This window comes from Streptomyces sp. NPDC006743 (assembly GCF_040703815.1).
GTDB lineage: Bacteria > Actinomycetota > Actinomycetes > Streptomycetales > Streptomycetaceae > Streptomyces.
In genome coordinates this window covers 26,952-40,260 of the sequence record NZ_JBEYJA010000048.1, presented here as the reverse complement: position 1 = coordinate 40,260, position 13,309 = coordinate 26,952, and the positions used below count along the sequence as shown (strand labels likewise).

The 13,309-nt window shown below is 72.8% G+C and carries 13 protein-coding genes; 9 read left to right on the top strand and 4 right to left on the bottom strand.

What is annotated here, in order from left to right:
* The first annotated feature begins 153 nt into the window (after positions 1-153).
* Positions 154-2,265: an AMP-dependent synthetase/ligase gene (locus tag ABZ719_RS29640; protein ID WP_366728231.1), complete on the top strand. Its 2,112-nt coding sequence runs from the start codon at positions 154-156 to the stop codon at positions 2,263-2,265.
* On the opposite strand, the gene ABZ719_RS29635 is transcribed toward ABZ719_RS29640, so the two are convergent.
* Both ABZ719_RS29635 and ABZ719_RS29630 read right to left on the bottom strand, forming a co-directional pair.
* Positions 2,219-3,181, bottom strand: coding sequence for a LysR family transcriptional regulator (locus ABZ719_RS29635; RefSeq protein WP_366728230.1), 963 nt, complete (start codon positions 3,179-3,181; stop codon positions 2,219-2,221). The genes ABZ719_RS29640 and ABZ719_RS29635 overlap by 47 nt on opposite strands.
* Before the next feature lie 310 nt (positions 3,182-3,491).
* Complete coding sequence (locus ABZ719_RS29630) at positions 3,492-3,695, bottom strand: cold-shock protein (RefSeq protein WP_003992177.1); 204 nt, start codon at positions 3,693-3,695, stop codon at positions 3,492-3,494.
* A gap of 372 nt (positions 3,696-4,067) precedes the next feature.
* Here ABZ719_RS29630 and ABZ719_RS29625 point away from each other — a divergent pair, with 372 nt between their 5' ends.
* The 7 genes from ABZ719_RS29625 (at position 4,068) to ABZ719_RS29595 (ending at position 10,755) form a co-directional block, all read left to right on the top strand.
* Entirely contained in the window at positions 4,068-4,916 is an 849-nt protein-coding gene (locus ABZ719_RS29625) for a menaquinone biosynthesis protein (RefSeq protein ID WP_366728229.1), read from the top strand.
* Positions 4,917-5,008: 92 nt separating this feature from the next.
* Positions 5,009-7,018, top strand: coding sequence for a serine/threonine-protein kinase (locus ABZ719_RS29620; RefSeq protein ID WP_366728228.1), 2,010 nt, complete (start codon positions 5,009-5,011; stop codon positions 7,016-7,018).
* A 99-nt stretch (positions 7,019-7,117) separates the two neighbouring features.
* Entirely contained in the window at positions 7,118-8,317 is a 1,200-nt protein-coding gene (gene mqnC / locus ABZ719_RS29615; RefSeq protein WP_366728227.1) for a cyclic dehypoxanthinyl futalosine synthase, read from the top strand.
* A 40-nt stretch (positions 8,318-8,357) separates the two neighbouring features.
* Entirely contained in the window at positions 8,358-8,867 is a 510-nt protein-coding gene (locus tag ABZ719_RS29610) for a hypothetical protein (RefSeq protein WP_366728226.1), read from the top strand.
* An 80-nt stretch (positions 8,868-8,947) separates the two neighbouring features.
* Positions 8,948-9,796 (top strand): helix-turn-helix transcriptional regulator, encoded by an 849-nt coding sequence (locus ABZ719_RS29605; RefSeq protein WP_037861249.1) that lies wholly within the window; start codon positions 8,948-8,950, stop codon positions 9,794-9,796.
* Positions 9,756-10,031: a DUF397 domain-containing protein gene (locus ABZ719_RS29600; protein ID WP_366728225.1), complete on the top strand. Its 276-nt coding sequence runs from the start codon at positions 9,756-9,758 to the stop codon at positions 10,029-10,031. Before ABZ719_RS29605 ends, ABZ719_RS29600 begins: the two co-directional genes overlap by 41 nt.
* 31 nt (positions 10,032-10,062) lie before the next feature.
* A complete protein-coding gene (locus tag ABZ719_RS29595; RefSeq protein ID WP_366728224.1) occupies positions 10,063-10,755 on the top strand; it encodes a demethylmenaquinone methyltransferase in 693 nt (230 codons plus the stop codon).
* A gap of 14 nt (positions 10,756-10,769) precedes the next feature.
* Here ABZ719_RS29595 and ABZ719_RS29590 read toward each other — a convergent pair whose 3' ends face one another.
* Both ABZ719_RS29590 and ABZ719_RS29585 read right to left on the bottom strand, forming a co-directional pair.
* On the bottom strand, positions 10,770-11,129 hold the full coding sequence (locus tag ABZ719_RS29590) for a PASTA domain-containing protein (RefSeq protein WP_366728254.1): 360 nt from the start codon (positions 11,127-11,129) through the stop codon (positions 10,770-10,772).
* 60 nt (positions 11,130-11,189) lie between these two features.
* A complete protein-coding gene (locus tag ABZ719_RS29585) occupies positions 11,190-11,750 on the bottom strand; it encodes a GNAT family N-acetyltransferase (RefSeq protein ID WP_366728223.1) in 561 nt (186 codons plus the stop codon).
* Positions 11,751-11,847: 97 nt separating this feature from the next.
* Here ABZ719_RS29585 and ABZ719_RS29580 point away from each other — a divergent pair, with 97 nt between their 5' ends.
* Entirely contained in the window at positions 11,848-13,152 is a 1,305-nt protein-coding gene (locus ABZ719_RS29580; protein WP_366728222.1) for a geranylgeranyl reductase family protein, read from the top strand.
* Positions 13,153-13,309: the final 157 nt, after the last annotated feature.

Genomic DNA, 13,309 nt, shown 5'->3' with positions numbered 1-13,309 from the left:
CCCCATGAGCGCGCCGTACGATCCCGTGTGCAACCGGCGGTAACACCGAAGGCCCCGCACAGCCGCGCACGCACCACCGGTGAACGACCCGGTCCGCCCCGCGCGTACCCCATGCGGTGCAGCAGGACGAAGCCGCAGGCCCCAGGAGCTGCCATGCCCATCTCGTACTCGTCGTCCCCGTGGCCGTCCGGTGCTCCCGTGCCGCCGTCCGCCGCCGCCCACCCCGGCCACGCCCCCGGCGCCCGGGACGCCGCCGGCCGCGGCCGGGACCACGGCGACGAACACGGCTTCGACCTCGATCTGGACCTCGACCAGGACCCCCAGGGCGGCCCGGCGCCGATCGCGCCGCGGATCCGCCGGCTGGACGGCGTGGTGCGCGAGGCGTACGTGCCGCCGCTGGTGGCACGGGTGACCCACGGCTCGCTCGCCGACCTGCCCTTCGAGAACGCCGCCGCCGACCCCGGGCGACGCGTCCTCAGCCGCCGCGGCGCGGACGGCGGCTGGAGCGACGTGACGGCACGGCAGTTCGCCGCCGAGGTGCGGGCCCTGGCGAAGGGCCTGATCGCGGAGGGCCTGGCGCCTGGCGACCGGATCGCCGTGATGGCGCGCACCCGCTACGAGTGGACGCTGCTCGACTTCGCCGCCTGGGCCGCCGGTCTGGTCACCGTGCCGGTCTACCCGACCTCCTCCCTCTTCCAGACCCGCTGGAGCCTGCACGACTCGGGCGCGGTGGCCCTGGTGACCGAGACGTCCGGCCAGGCGGCGGCGCTCGGCCCCGGCCGCGACCGCCTGCCCGGCCTGCGTCACCTGTGGGTCGTCGACCACGGCCACCTGGACCGGCTGGCGGAGCTGGGCGAGGCGACCGTGCCGGACCAGGAGACCGACGTACGCCGGGGCGTCCTCGGTCCCGACACGCCGGCCACCATCGTCTACACCTCGGGCACGACCGGCCGTCCGAAGGGCTGCGCCCTGACCCACGGCAACTTCCTCGCGGAGGTCGACAACGCCATCGAACTCCTCCACCCGGTCTTCGGCGCGACGGCCGGCCGGACGACGGAGGGCAGGACGACGGAGGGCAGGGTGAACGAGGTCAGGGCGAAGGGGCAGGAGGAGCCCTCGACCCTCCTCTTCCTGCCCCTCTCGCACGTCTTCGGCCGCATGGTCGCGGTCGCCTGCGTCCGCGCCGGGGTCCGCTTCGGCCACGCGCCGAGCCTCGCGGCGCCGGACCTGCTGGCCGACCTGGCGAGCTTCCGGCCGACGTTCCTGCTCGCCATCCCGTACATGCTGGAGAAGATCTACAACAACGCCCGGGCCGGCGCCGAGCGCGGCGGCAAGGCGTCCTCCTTCGACCGCGCCGCCGGGGTGGCCCGCCGCTACGGCGAGGCCGTGGAGGCCCGCCGGAACGGCTCCGGCCCGGGCCCGGCCCGCTCCCTGCGCACCGCCCGTGCCTTCTACGACCCGCTGGTCTACCGCCGCATCCGCAACGCCCTCGGCGGCCGTCTGCGGCACGTCATCTGCGGCGGGTCCCCGCTCGGCCGCCGCCTGGCCGCCTTCTACGCGGGCGCCGGCATCGAGGTCTACGAGGGCTACGGCCTGACGGAGTCGACGGGTGCGGCGACGGTCACGCCCCCGCACCGGCCCCGCCTGGGCACGGTGGGGTGGCCGCTGCCCGGCACCCGGGTCCGGATCGCCGCGGACGGCGAGGTGCTGCTGAGCGGCCGTCAGGTCTTCCGCGGGTACTGGGACCCGAACGCGGGCGGGGTCGTCCCGGCGACCCGGGACGGCTGGTTCGCGACCGGGGACATCGGCCGCCTGGACGACGAGGGACACCTGACGATCACCGGCCGCAAGAAGGAGATCCTGATCACCGCGGGCGGCAAGAACGTGGCCCCCGCCCCGCTGGAGGACTGGCTGCGCGCGCACCCCCTGATCTCCCAGTGCATGGTCGTGGGCGACGGCCGCCCCTACGTCGGCGCGCTGATCACCCTGGATCCCGAGGGCATCACCCACTGGCGCCGGATGAACGGCAGGCACCCCGTGCCCGCCGAACTCCTCACCGACGACCCCGACCTGGCGGCCGTCCTGCAACGGGCCGTGGACGAGGCGAACAAACTGGTCTCCCGCCCCGAGTCGATCCGCCGCTTCGCCGTCCTGCCGGTGGACTTCACCGAACAGGCGGGCCACCTGACCCCGTCGATGAAGCTCCGCAGGGACGTGATCATGCGTGACTTCGCCCGGGAGGTGGAGGGTCTGTACGGGGGCTGAGGGTTCCGGCCGCCCGTTCCGGCGCGGCGGCGAGGCCGCGGCAGCAGTCCACCACCGTCTCCGCGAACGCGCGGGCCAGCGGGGCGAGCGCGTCCCAGCGGCGGACCGCCCAGCCGACGGACAGGGGGCGCAGGGCCGGCACGGGCACCAGGCGCAGCGGGCCGTCCGGCGCGGTGTGGCCGGGCAGGGCGGGCACCAGCGCGCGCCCCACCCCCAGCTCGGCCAGCAGGAACGCCGTGTCCCAGTCGGCGACACTCGTGTCGGAGCCGAACCGGACGCCCAGCTCCGCGCAGGCCGCGTCCAGATGCGCGGCCGACGTCGAGTTCGGCGGCAGCCGGATCGGACGCAGCTCGCGCAGCTCGGCCGCGTCCACCCGGGCCCGGCCGGCCAGCGGGTCCTCGGCCCGCACCGCCAGCACCCACGGCAGCTCCAGCACGCCGCGCTGCTCGACGCCCCGCACCGGTGCGCCCAGCGTGACCCAGGCCAGGTCCAGTTCGCCGCCGCCGAGCGCGTCGAAGCAGCCCCGGCTCGAACTCTCCGTGAAGAACTCCAGGCTGACCTTGGGGTAGCGCCGGCGGAAGGCGACCACCGCGTCCGCCATGAAGTGCCGTACGGTCGTCGCGCCGGTCGCGATCCGTATCGAGCCGGTCTCGCCGTCGGCCAGGTCGCGCAGCCGCCGCAGGGCGCCGTCCAGGCCGGCGAGGCCGTCGGCGGCGGCCGCCCGCAGGATGGCGCCCGCGGGGGTGGGGACGACCCCGCGCGGCCTGCGTTCCAGCAGGCTCACGCCGGTCTCCCGCTCCAGCCGCTTCACGTGCTGGCTCACCGCGGACTGGGTGCGGCCCAGGTCCCGGGCGACCGCGCTGAGGTTGCCCGCCCGGCACACGGCGACGAACACCCGGAGATCATCGAGAGTCACCCGGTCAGGCTAGGCCCTCCCGTCCGGATCGGGCCGGACTGGCGGGCTCTCGCGCTGACCCAAGGTTTTCCTTGGGTGCGGCCACAAATCCCCAGGATTGACTGGACCTTGGGGCTGTACGACGATCTTCGCAGGGCCCGGGCGGCAACCCGCTCCAGCCCCTGCCGGGATCCGGACCGCGGGCGGGGGAGGGAGCGGGTGCCGACCCAAACGGAGACGAGCACCCCCGGAAAAGGGCAGGAGCCCCGTCGCCGGAAGGCGTGGGGCTCCTTGGGTACTGCAATCAGATCGGATACTGCGCGCGGGACGCTCAGACCGGGGTGACGTTCTCCGCCTGCGGGCCCTTCGGGCCCTGGGTCACGTCGAAGGACACCTGCTGGTTCTCTTCGAGAGAGCGGAAACCGCTGGCGTTGATCGCGGAGTAGTGAACGAAGACGTCGGGGCCGCCGCCTTCCTGGGCAATGAAGCCAAAGCCCTTTTCGGCGTTGAACCACTTCACGGTTCCGGTAGCCATAAGCCCTCCTTGGGCTCAAAGGGTCGCCCTGCTCCAGAACCTGCAAATGTGAAAACGAGATCGCCGCACAACTGCATACGTCTGAAAACGACCAGAGCCCGCGGTTACATGCTCCGCAGGCTCTGTACTGCAAGGGAAACCAAAACTGCAACTTGCTGGCGAGCCTAGCATGCGGGCACCGGAACGCAATAGGGATCAAGATCACGTCACCCGGATGTTTGAAGGCTCTGGGGAGAGGTTGACGCGGAGGATCCGGTGGAAGTCCGGCACCGGGAGGGCCGACCGGGTGAGCGAGGGCGCCGCCGCGGCCGCCGCCCCGGCGGCCGAGGGGGCGGCGGCGGGAGGCACCGGGACAGGGTCTAGTCTCGCGATGTGGACAATTCTCGCATCCGGCCGCGCGTCGGCCACATCCAGTTCCTCAACTGCCTGCCCCTCTACTGGGGGCTCGCGAGAACGGGCACGCTCCTCGACTTCGAGCTGACCAAGGACACCCCCGAGAAGCTCAGCGAGCAGCTCGTGCGGGGAGACCTCGACATCGGTCCCGTCACCCTCGTCGAGTTCCTCAAGAACGCGGACGACCTGGTGGCCTTCCCCGACATCGCCGTCGGCTGCGACGGTCCGGTGATGTCCTGCGTGATCGTCTCGCAGGTCCCGCTGGACCGGCTCGACGGGGCCCGGGTCGCCCTCGGGTCGACCTCCCGCACCTCCGTCCGCCTCGCCCAGCTGCTGCTCGCCGAGCGCTACGGCGTGACGCCGGAGTACTACACCTGCCCGCCCGACCTCAGCCTGATGATGCAGGAGGCGGACGCGGCCGTCCTCATCGGCGACGCGGCCCTGCGCGCGAACCTGCACGACGGTCCGCGCTACGGCCTGGACGTGCACGACCTCGGGCAGCTGTGGAAGGAGTGGACGGGCCTGCCGTTCGTCTTCGCCGTCTGGGCGGCGCGCCGCGACTACCTGGAGCAGCAGCCCTTCATCACCCGCAAGGTGCACGAGGCCTTCCTGTCCTCGCGCGACCTCTCCCTGGAGGAGGTCGGCAAGGTCGCCGAGCAGGCCGCCCGCTGGGAGGCCTTCGACGAGAAGGTGCTGGAGAAGTACTTCACCACTCTCGACTTCAGCTTCGGCACCCCGCAGCTGGAGGCGGTCGCCGAGTTCGCCCGGCGGGTCGGCCCGACGACGGGCTTCCCGGCGGACGTGAAGGTGGACCTGCTGCGGCCCTGAGCCCCCGCGACCGCCTCCCTGCCGGGGCGCGGCCCGCCGCACTACCCTGCGGGGAAGGCCGGTGACCGGCGTACGGGGGAGGGGTGATCGGCATGCAGCCGCTCGCGCACGGCGAGCCCACCGCCGTGGGGCCCTACCGGCTGCTGGGCCGGCTGGGCTCCGGCGGCATGGGCCGCGTCTACCTGGGCCGCAGTCCCGGCGGCCGCACGGTCGCGGTGAAGATCGTGCACCCGCACCACGCCCTCGACGAGGAGTTCCGCGCCCGGTTCCGCCGTGAGGTGTCCGCCGCCCGCCGGGTGGGCGGCGCCTGGACGGCACCCGTGCTGGACGCCGATCCCGGCGCGCCCGTGCCCTGGGTGGCCACCGCCTACGCGGCCGGCCCCTCCCTCACCGCCGCGGTCGCGGACACCGGCCCGCTGCCCGCGCACTCCGTACGGACCCTGACGGCGGGCCTGGCCGAGGCGCTGGCGGCGGTGCACGCGCTGGGCCTGGTGCACCGGGACGTCAAGCCGTCCAACGTCCTGCTCACCCTCGACGGCCCGCTGCTGATCGACTTCGGCATCGCCCGCGCCACGGACGGCACGGCGTCCCTGACCTCCACCGGCGTCTCCGTCGGCTCGCCCGGTTACATGGCGCCCGAGCAGATCCTCGGCAAGGGCGTCACCGGTGCGGCGGACGTCTTCTCCCTGGGCGCCGTCCTGGCGTACGCGGCGATGGGTGTCTCCCCGTTCAGCGGCGACTCCTCCGCCGCCCTGCTCTACAAGGTGGTCCACGAGGAGCCCGAGCTCGAGCCGCTGGAGGACGGCGAGCTGCGGGAGCTGGCACGCGCCTGTCTCGCCAAGGACCCCGGCGACCGGCCCGGACCCGGCGAGATCGCCCGACGTCTCGCTCCCGGCGGCGCGGCCCGGCTCGTCGCCGGTGGCTGGCTGCCGGGCCCCCTGGTGGAACAGGTCAGCCGCAGCGCCGTGCGCCTGCTGAACCTGGAGGCGGAGACGGGCGCCGGTCCGGCGGCCAAGGCGTCGGGCCAGGTCGGCTCCAGCGGCACCGCGCTCTCCGCCACCGAGGCCGCAGACGGTCCGGGCCCCGGTCCCGGGGCGGGTCCCGGCCTGGGCTCGGGGCCCGGCGCCGGTTCCGTCGCACCGGTCTTCGCCGGCGTGTTCGGGCCCCCGCCGGTGATGCCGGCGGCACCGGACACGCGGCCACCTGAGCCGCGGGGCGTCCCTGAGCGGACGGGCGGCCCGGAGTGGTGGGCAGGCGGTTCCGATCGGGCGGGCGGTCCTGAGTGGACCGGTGACCCGGAGCGGGCGGGCGGTCCTGAGTGGTCTGGGGGCCCGGAGCGGCCGGGTGGCCCGGAGTGGACAGGGGACCGCGGGGAGACAGACGGCCGGGAGGAGACAGACGGCCCGCGGACGGCCGGCTGGGCGGAGCCGCACGGTGGTCCGGCTCCGCACGGTGGTCCCGCTCCGCACGGTGGTCCGGCTCCGCCGGGCAGGTTCTCCGTCACCGTGGCGGCCGGCACGGCCCCAGGCGCCGGGGGCCGGGGCCGCCGGATGAGCTGCAGCGTGGTGCTGGCGGTGGCCGGGGCCCTGGCCGTGGCCACCACCCTCGGGGCGGTGCTGCTGAACCAGTTCCAGGGCGCCGGCCGCGACGGCTCCGCCGCCGGCAGTACGCCTCCCGCCGACGCCGGTACCCGGCCGCCCGCCTCACGCGCGCCCTCGCCGTCGGCCTCATCCCCGTCCGGCGCGGTGCCCGACGTGTACCTGGGGACCTGGCGCGGCCCGGGCACGGTGACCGCCGCCGGGCAGGACATCCCCGGCGGCGAGTACAAGATCGTCATCCGCCGTCCCGGGCCCACCGGTGTCGTCGGTTCGGTCACCCGGACCGACGCGCTCGGCGGCACCTGCGTCGACATCCTCACCCTGAAGTCGGCCGGTGCGAGGGAACTCGTGGCGGTGGGGCGCGGCAAGGAGGGCAATCCGTCGCACTGCGTCCCGGACGAGCACGAGGTCCGGCTCCGCCCCGACGGCACCGACGCGCTCCGGTTCACCTCGGCCGATCCCAGGGCCGGCAACCCGAAAGCCCGTGTGGAGCGCGTGTCCTGACCCGGCGCCGCCCACCTGCCGTGGGCCCGCGACCAGCCCTGGCGTAGGCTGATTCGGTCCGTCCACAATCCCTACGAACCCTCTGCGAAAGGGACGCCGGTGACCGAGAAGGCCGACCTCCAGTCCGTCCTCGACCGTGCCGCCGCGGGCGGACGGATCACCTCCGAGGAGGCGCTCGACCTCTACCGGCACGCGCCGCTGCACGCGCTGGGCGCCGCCGCCGACGCCGTACGCCGCCGCAAGTACGCCGGTACCGAGCACATCGCGACGTACATCATCGAGCGCAACATCAACTACACGAACGTGTGTGTCACGGCGTGCAAGTTCTGCGCCTTCTACGCGGCCCCCAAGGACACCGCAAAGGGCTGGACCCGCGATCTGGACGACATCCTGCGCCGCTGCGCGGAGACCGTCGAACTCGGCGGCACCCAGATCATGTTCCAGGGCGGCCACCACCCGGACTACGGCGTGGAGTACTACGAGAAGCACTTCTCGGCCATCAAGAAGGAGTTCCCGCAGCTCGTCATCCACAGCCTGGGGGCGAGCGAGGTCGAGCACATGGCCCGCATCAGCGGGGTCTCGGTCGAGGAGGCCATCACCCGCATCCACGCGGCCGGTCTGGACTCCTTCGCGGGCGCCGGTGCCGAACTGCTGCCCGAGCGGCCCCGCAAGGCCATCGCCCCGCTGAAGGAGTCCGGCGAGCGCTGGCTGGAGATCATGGAGACCGCGCACCGGCTGGGCGTGGAGTCCACCTCCACCATGCTGATGGGCACCGGCGAGACCAACGCCGAGCGCATCGAGCACCTGCGGATGATCCGGGACGTCCAGGACCGCACGGGCGGCTTCCGCGCGTTCATCCCGTACACCTACCAGCCGGAGAACAACCACCTGAAGGGCCGCACCCAGGCCACGCTCTTCGAGTACCTGCGGATGATCGCCATCGCCCGCCTGTTCCTGGACAACGTCATGCACATCCAGGGCTCCTGGCTGACCACCGGCAAGGAGGTCGGCCAGCTCACCCTGCACTACGGCGCCGACGACCTCGGCTCGATCATGCTGGAGGAGAACGTCGTCTCCTCCGCCGGTGCCAAGCACCGCTCCAACCGCATGGAGATCATCGAGCTGATCCGCAGCGCGGGCCGCGTCCCGGCACAGCGCTCCACGACGTACGAGCACCTCGTCGTGCACGACGACCCGGCGAACGACCCCGTCGACGACCGCGTGATGTCCCACATCTCCTCCACGGCGCTCGACGGCGGCACCGCGCACCCGGAACTGAAGCTGCTCACCTCCAACTGAACCGACCGGACCCTCCGAACCGACCGGACCGCCGATCCCCATGCTGACGATCCACCGCCCGCTGGCGGACCCGGACCGCTCGGTCGCGGTCGAGGGCGACCGGATCGCGGGCCTCGGCCCGTACGCCGAGCTGCGCGCCGCGCACGGCGAGGGCGCCCGCGTCCGCGAGTGGGCCGGGACCCTCGTGCCCGGACGGCACGAGCCGGACGCCGTGCGCCTGCTGGAGACCCTGTACTGGCCCGACCCGCGCGAGGCCGGCGAGCTGGGCACACAGCCGCTGCCCGTCGGCCCGGACGGCATGTCCGACACCCGGTGGGGCGCGAGTGCCCGGCGTGGACTCCAGCGGATGCTGGCGCGCGGGGTGACGTCGGTGGCCGGACCGTTCACCCGCCCCCCGGTGCGGACCGCCGTGCAGCGGTCCGGCGTCCTGGTCGGCCCCGGCGCCCCGGCCCTCGCGGCGGGTGCCCGCGCGGACTTCGCCGTCCTCGCGGCGGACGGGAGCTGCCTGGCGACCGTGGTGGGCGGACGGCTCGTCCACCGGCGGGCATAAATACGATTTCGGCGGTTGACCGTACTCCTCCGCGACGGCGCACTTACTCTCGGCTACGGAGAGAGAGGAGTGGCAGCCGCATGGTGAACGTCAAACAACTCGACCCCAGCGCCTCGCCGTTGGACTACTACGGCGCCGAACTGCGCCGCCTGCGCGAGGCGGCGGGCCTGCGCCTGGCCGACCTCGGCGAGATCGTCTTCTGCACCGCGTCCCTGGTCGGCCAGATCGAGACGGCCCTCAAGGTCCCCACACGCGACTTCTCGGCACGGGTGGACGCCGCGCTGAACACGGACGGCATGTTCTCGCGCTTGGTAGGGCTGGTACTGCGTAACCAGTTGCCCACGTGGTTCCAGCCGTACGCAGAGATGGAAGCAAAGGCGACGTACATCTCCACCTATCAGGCACAGCTGGTGTACGGACTGTTGCAGACGCCGGAGTACGCCCGCGCGGTGCTGGAGACAGGTGACGCGGAGCGCGTCGAGGAACTGCTTGCCGCACGACTGGAGCGACAGCGGATCCTGGAGGTTGCGCGGCCGCCCTTGGCACTGGTCGTTCTGGACGAGGCGGTGCTGCATCGCCCCATCGGGGGCGTCGAGGTGATGTGCGCGCAATTGGCTCACCTGCTGAGGTGCGCTGAGCGCCCCTGGGTGCAGATCCAAGTACTGCCGAACTCCGTAGGCCAGCACGCGAGTCTGGCCGGTTCGTTCAACATGCTGCGGTTCGACAGCGACCACGAACTGGTCTACACCGAGGACCTCATCTCCGGGCACATGACCGCCGATACGGATACCGTTCGCGAAGGCGCCCGCCGTTACGCTAGCTTGCAGGCCGCTGCCCTCTCGCAGGAGGAGTCGGCCAAGCTGATCAAGCGCGTGATGGAGGAACGGTATGGCCCCCGCTCAGCAGTCGGCGAACATCCGGTGGCGTAAGTCCTCCCACAGCGGCGACACCGGCGGCAACTGCGTCGAATGCGCCCCCCTGGACGGTGCCGCCTGGCGCAAGTCGTCGTACAGCGGCAACACCGGGGGCGACTGCGTCGAGTACGCGGACCTCACCGCTCACATCGCCCTGCGCGACAGCAAGAACCCGGCCGGAGGCCACTTCGCCGTCGCGCCGGAGGCCTTCGCCCGGTTCGTGGGGGCGGCGGCGCGGGGCGAGCTGTAGGTCCCGCGGGGGCGGCTGCAACAATGACGGGGTGACCCGCGCATCCCTGGAGAAGCAGCCGCACGAAGTCGCCTCGATGTTCGACGACGTGGCGGAACGGTACGACCTGACCAACGACGTGCTGTCCCTGGGACAGGACCGGCGCTGGCGCAAGGAGGTCGCCAGAGCGGTCGACGCGCGCCCGGCGCAGAAGATCCTCGACCTCGCCGCCGGCACGGCCACCTCCTCGCTGCCCTTCACCCGCGCCGGGGCCTACGTCGTGCCGTGCGACTTCTCGCTCGGCATGCTCCAGGTGGGCAAGCAGCGGCACGGCTGGCTGCCGTTCACCGCGGGCGACGCGACCCGGCTGCCGTTCAAGGACGACACCTTCGACGCGGTCACGATCTCCTTCGGGCTGCGCAACGTGCAGGACTTCGACGCGGCGCTGCGCGAGATGCACCGGGTGACGCGGCCCGGCGGACGCGTCGTGATCTGCGAGTTCTCGCACCCCACGTGGGCGCCCTTCCGTACGGTCTACACGGAGTACCTGATGCGGGCCCTGCCGCCCGTGGCCCGAGCGGTGTCCTCCAGCCCGGACGCGTACGTCTACCTCGCCGAGTCCATCCGGGCCTGGCCCGACCAGCCCGCGCTGGCCGGACGGCTGCGCGAGGCCGGCTGGTCCAAGGTGGCCTGGCGCAACCTGACGGGCGGCATCGTCAGCCTGCACCGGGGCTTCAAGGTCTGAGGCCGCCCGGCCGGTCAGCGGGGGCCGACGACGGCGCAGGGCTCCCCGGGCTCCCCGCCCGGCTCGCCCGGCACGTCGAGTTCACGCCGCAGGCCGCCCGGGGGCGGTCCCGGCACACGCGGCTCGCGGACGCCCCCGCCGCCCTCGCCGGGACCGAAGTCGAACCAGACGTACACCCGGGAGTCCCGCGGCACCTCGGCGCCGGGCCGCGGGTACTGGCGTACGACGTGGTCGACCGCGGTGAGGTGGAAGTCGGGCCGGTCGGGCGCGGCGAGCAGCAGGCCCCGCGCCCGCGCGGTCTCCCGCGCGTCCACGGCCATCAGACCGACCAGGCGCGGCACGCGCACTTCGGGTGTCTCGGGCGTCGGGTACACGGACGTCACCCCCCAGCGGTACCGGGCAGGGTAACCGTCCGGCCATGCCGTCCGGAAGGTTCAGGTGTCTTTCCGTGACAATTGACTACTCTGCGTGACGGTTCCGCCCTCTGGTCCCAGGTCGAGCCGGTAGCAGTGGCCCGTCCGCCCCCCGACGGGGGTCACGAAGGTCTCCGCGTGGTACATGCCCAGGCGCCGCGTGACCGCTATGGACCGGGTGTTGCGGGCGTCGACCATCGCGACCACGCTCGGCAGGCCGGCCGCGCGCAGCCGCTCCAGGGTCATCCGGGCCGCCGCCGTGACGTATCCCCGCCCCCAGAACTCCCGCCCGAGCCGCCAGCCGATCTCCACCTCGCCGACCGGCCCCCACTCACCGGGCCACGGCTGGGCGCCGGTGAACCCGATGGGCCGGCCGGTCTCGTCGAGCATCGTCCAGAAGCAGAACCCGCGTTCGGCGTCGTGCCGGCGCTGGCGGGCGGTCAGCTCCTCGTAGACGGACAGCTCCGCGGAACGGCCGCCGTGGTACTCCATGACGTCCGGGTCGTCGAAGAGGCGGTGCCAGGCGACGGCGTCCTCGTCGGTGGGGACGCGCAGCCGTACGACGGGCGGAACTCGGTTCACAGGGCAGCCCTTCAGCCGGGTGATCAGTGCTGCTGAATAGACTGCCCATGTCCAGTGCCGGTCGGCACGCAGATTCCGAACTTGGGGAGATCCCGCCGTGACCGTCGTGACTGAGCCGCTCTCCGATCCCCTCGCCGGGAACACCGCCGATGTCATCGTCGTGGGTGCGGGGCCGGCCGGTTCCACCACCGCGTACCACCTCGCCCGGGCCGGTCTGGACGTACTCCTGCTGGAGAAGACCGAGTTCCCGCGCGAGAAGGTCTGCGGTGACGGTCTGACCCCGCGCGCCGTCAAGCAGCTCGTCGCCATGGGCATCGACATCTCCGAGGAGGCCGGCTGGCTGCGCAACAAGGGCCTGCGCATCATCGGCGGCGGCGTCCGGCTCCAGCTCGACTGGCCCGACCTGGCCTCCTTCCCCGACTACGGACTCGTCCGCAAGCGCGACGACTTCGACGAGCAGCTCGCCCGGCAGGCCCAGAAGGCGGGCGCCCGGCTGTACGAGCGCTGCAACGTGTCGGGGCCGATCGTGGACGACCGCACCGGCCGCATCACCGGTGTGAAGGCCAGGCTCGGCGAGGAGAAGCGCGAGGTCACCTTCCACGCGCCGCTCGTGGTGGCCGCCGACGGCAACTCCACCCGGCTCTCGCTGGCGATGGGCCTGCACCGCCGTGAGGACCGCCCGATGGGCGTCGCCGTGCGCACGTACTTCACCTCGCCGCGCCACGACGACGACTACCTGGAGTCCTGGCTGGAGCTGTGGGACCGGCGCGGCCCGCAGGACCGCCTGCTGCCCGGCTACGGCTGGGTCTTCGGCATGGGCGACGGCACCTCCAACGTGGGCCTGGGCGTGCTCAACACCTCCGCCGCCTTCAAGGAACTGGACTGGCGGGAGATCCTCAAGGCCTGGTGCGCCTCGATGCCCGAGGACTGGGGCTACACCCCGGAGAACATGACGGGCCCCATCCGCGGCGCCGCGCTGCCGATGGCGTTCAACCGCCAGCCCCACTACACGCGCGGGCTGCTGCTCGTCGGCGACGCCGGCGGCCTGGTGAACCCCTTCAACGGCGAGGGCATCGCCTACGCCATGGAATCCGGCGCCCTCGCCGCCGACGTCATCGTCCAGGCCCACTCCCGCGCCACGCCCGCCCAGCGCGAACTGGCCCTCCAGCGCTACCCGCGCGTCCTGAAGGACACCTACGGCGGCTACTACACGCTGGGCCGCGCCTTCGTGAAGCTCATCGGCAACCCGAAGGTCATGCAGATCGCCGCCCAGCGCGGCCTCACGCACCCGCTGCTGATGAAGTTCACCCTCAAGCTCCTGGCCAACCTCACCGACCCGACCGGCGGCGACGCGATGGACCGCATCATCAACGGCCTGAGCAAGGTGGCCCCGAAGGCCTGACGACCACGAGAACGACTCCGAGGCCGGCTCGTCCTGAGCCGGCCTCAGTCATGTCCCGGGGCGCGCCAGTCGCCTCAACAGGGGCGAATCGGGCGAACGGGTGACGACCGAAGGGCCGCTGCCCCCGAGCGGCTGCGGCCCTTCACCCTGTACGGCG

Coding starts and splice junctions, on each gene's coding strand:
- ABZ719_RS29640 (WP_366728231.1), top strand. CDS start 154: ATGCCCATCTCGTACTCGTCGTCCCCGTGGCCGTCCGGTGCTCCCGTG.
- ABZ719_RS29630 (WP_003992177.1), bottom strand. CDS start 3,695: ATGGCTACCGGAACCGTGAAGTGGTTCAACGCCGAAAAGGGCTTTGGC.
- ABZ719_RS29620 (WP_366728228.1), top strand. CDS start 5,009: ATGCAGCCGCTCGCGCACGGCGAGCCCACCGCCGTGGGGCCCTACCGG.
- ABZ719_RS29610 (WP_366728226.1), top strand. CDS start 8,358: ATGCTGACGATCCACCGCCCGCTGGCGGACCCGGACCGCTCGGTCGCG.
- ABZ719_RS29605 (WP_037861249.1), top strand. CDS start 8,948: ATGGTGAACGTCAAACAACTCGACCCCAGCGCCTCGCCGTTGGACTAC.
- ABZ719_RS29600 (WP_366728225.1), top strand. CDS start 9,756: ATGGCCCCCGCTCAGCAGTCGGCGAACATCCGGTGGCGTAAGTCCTCC.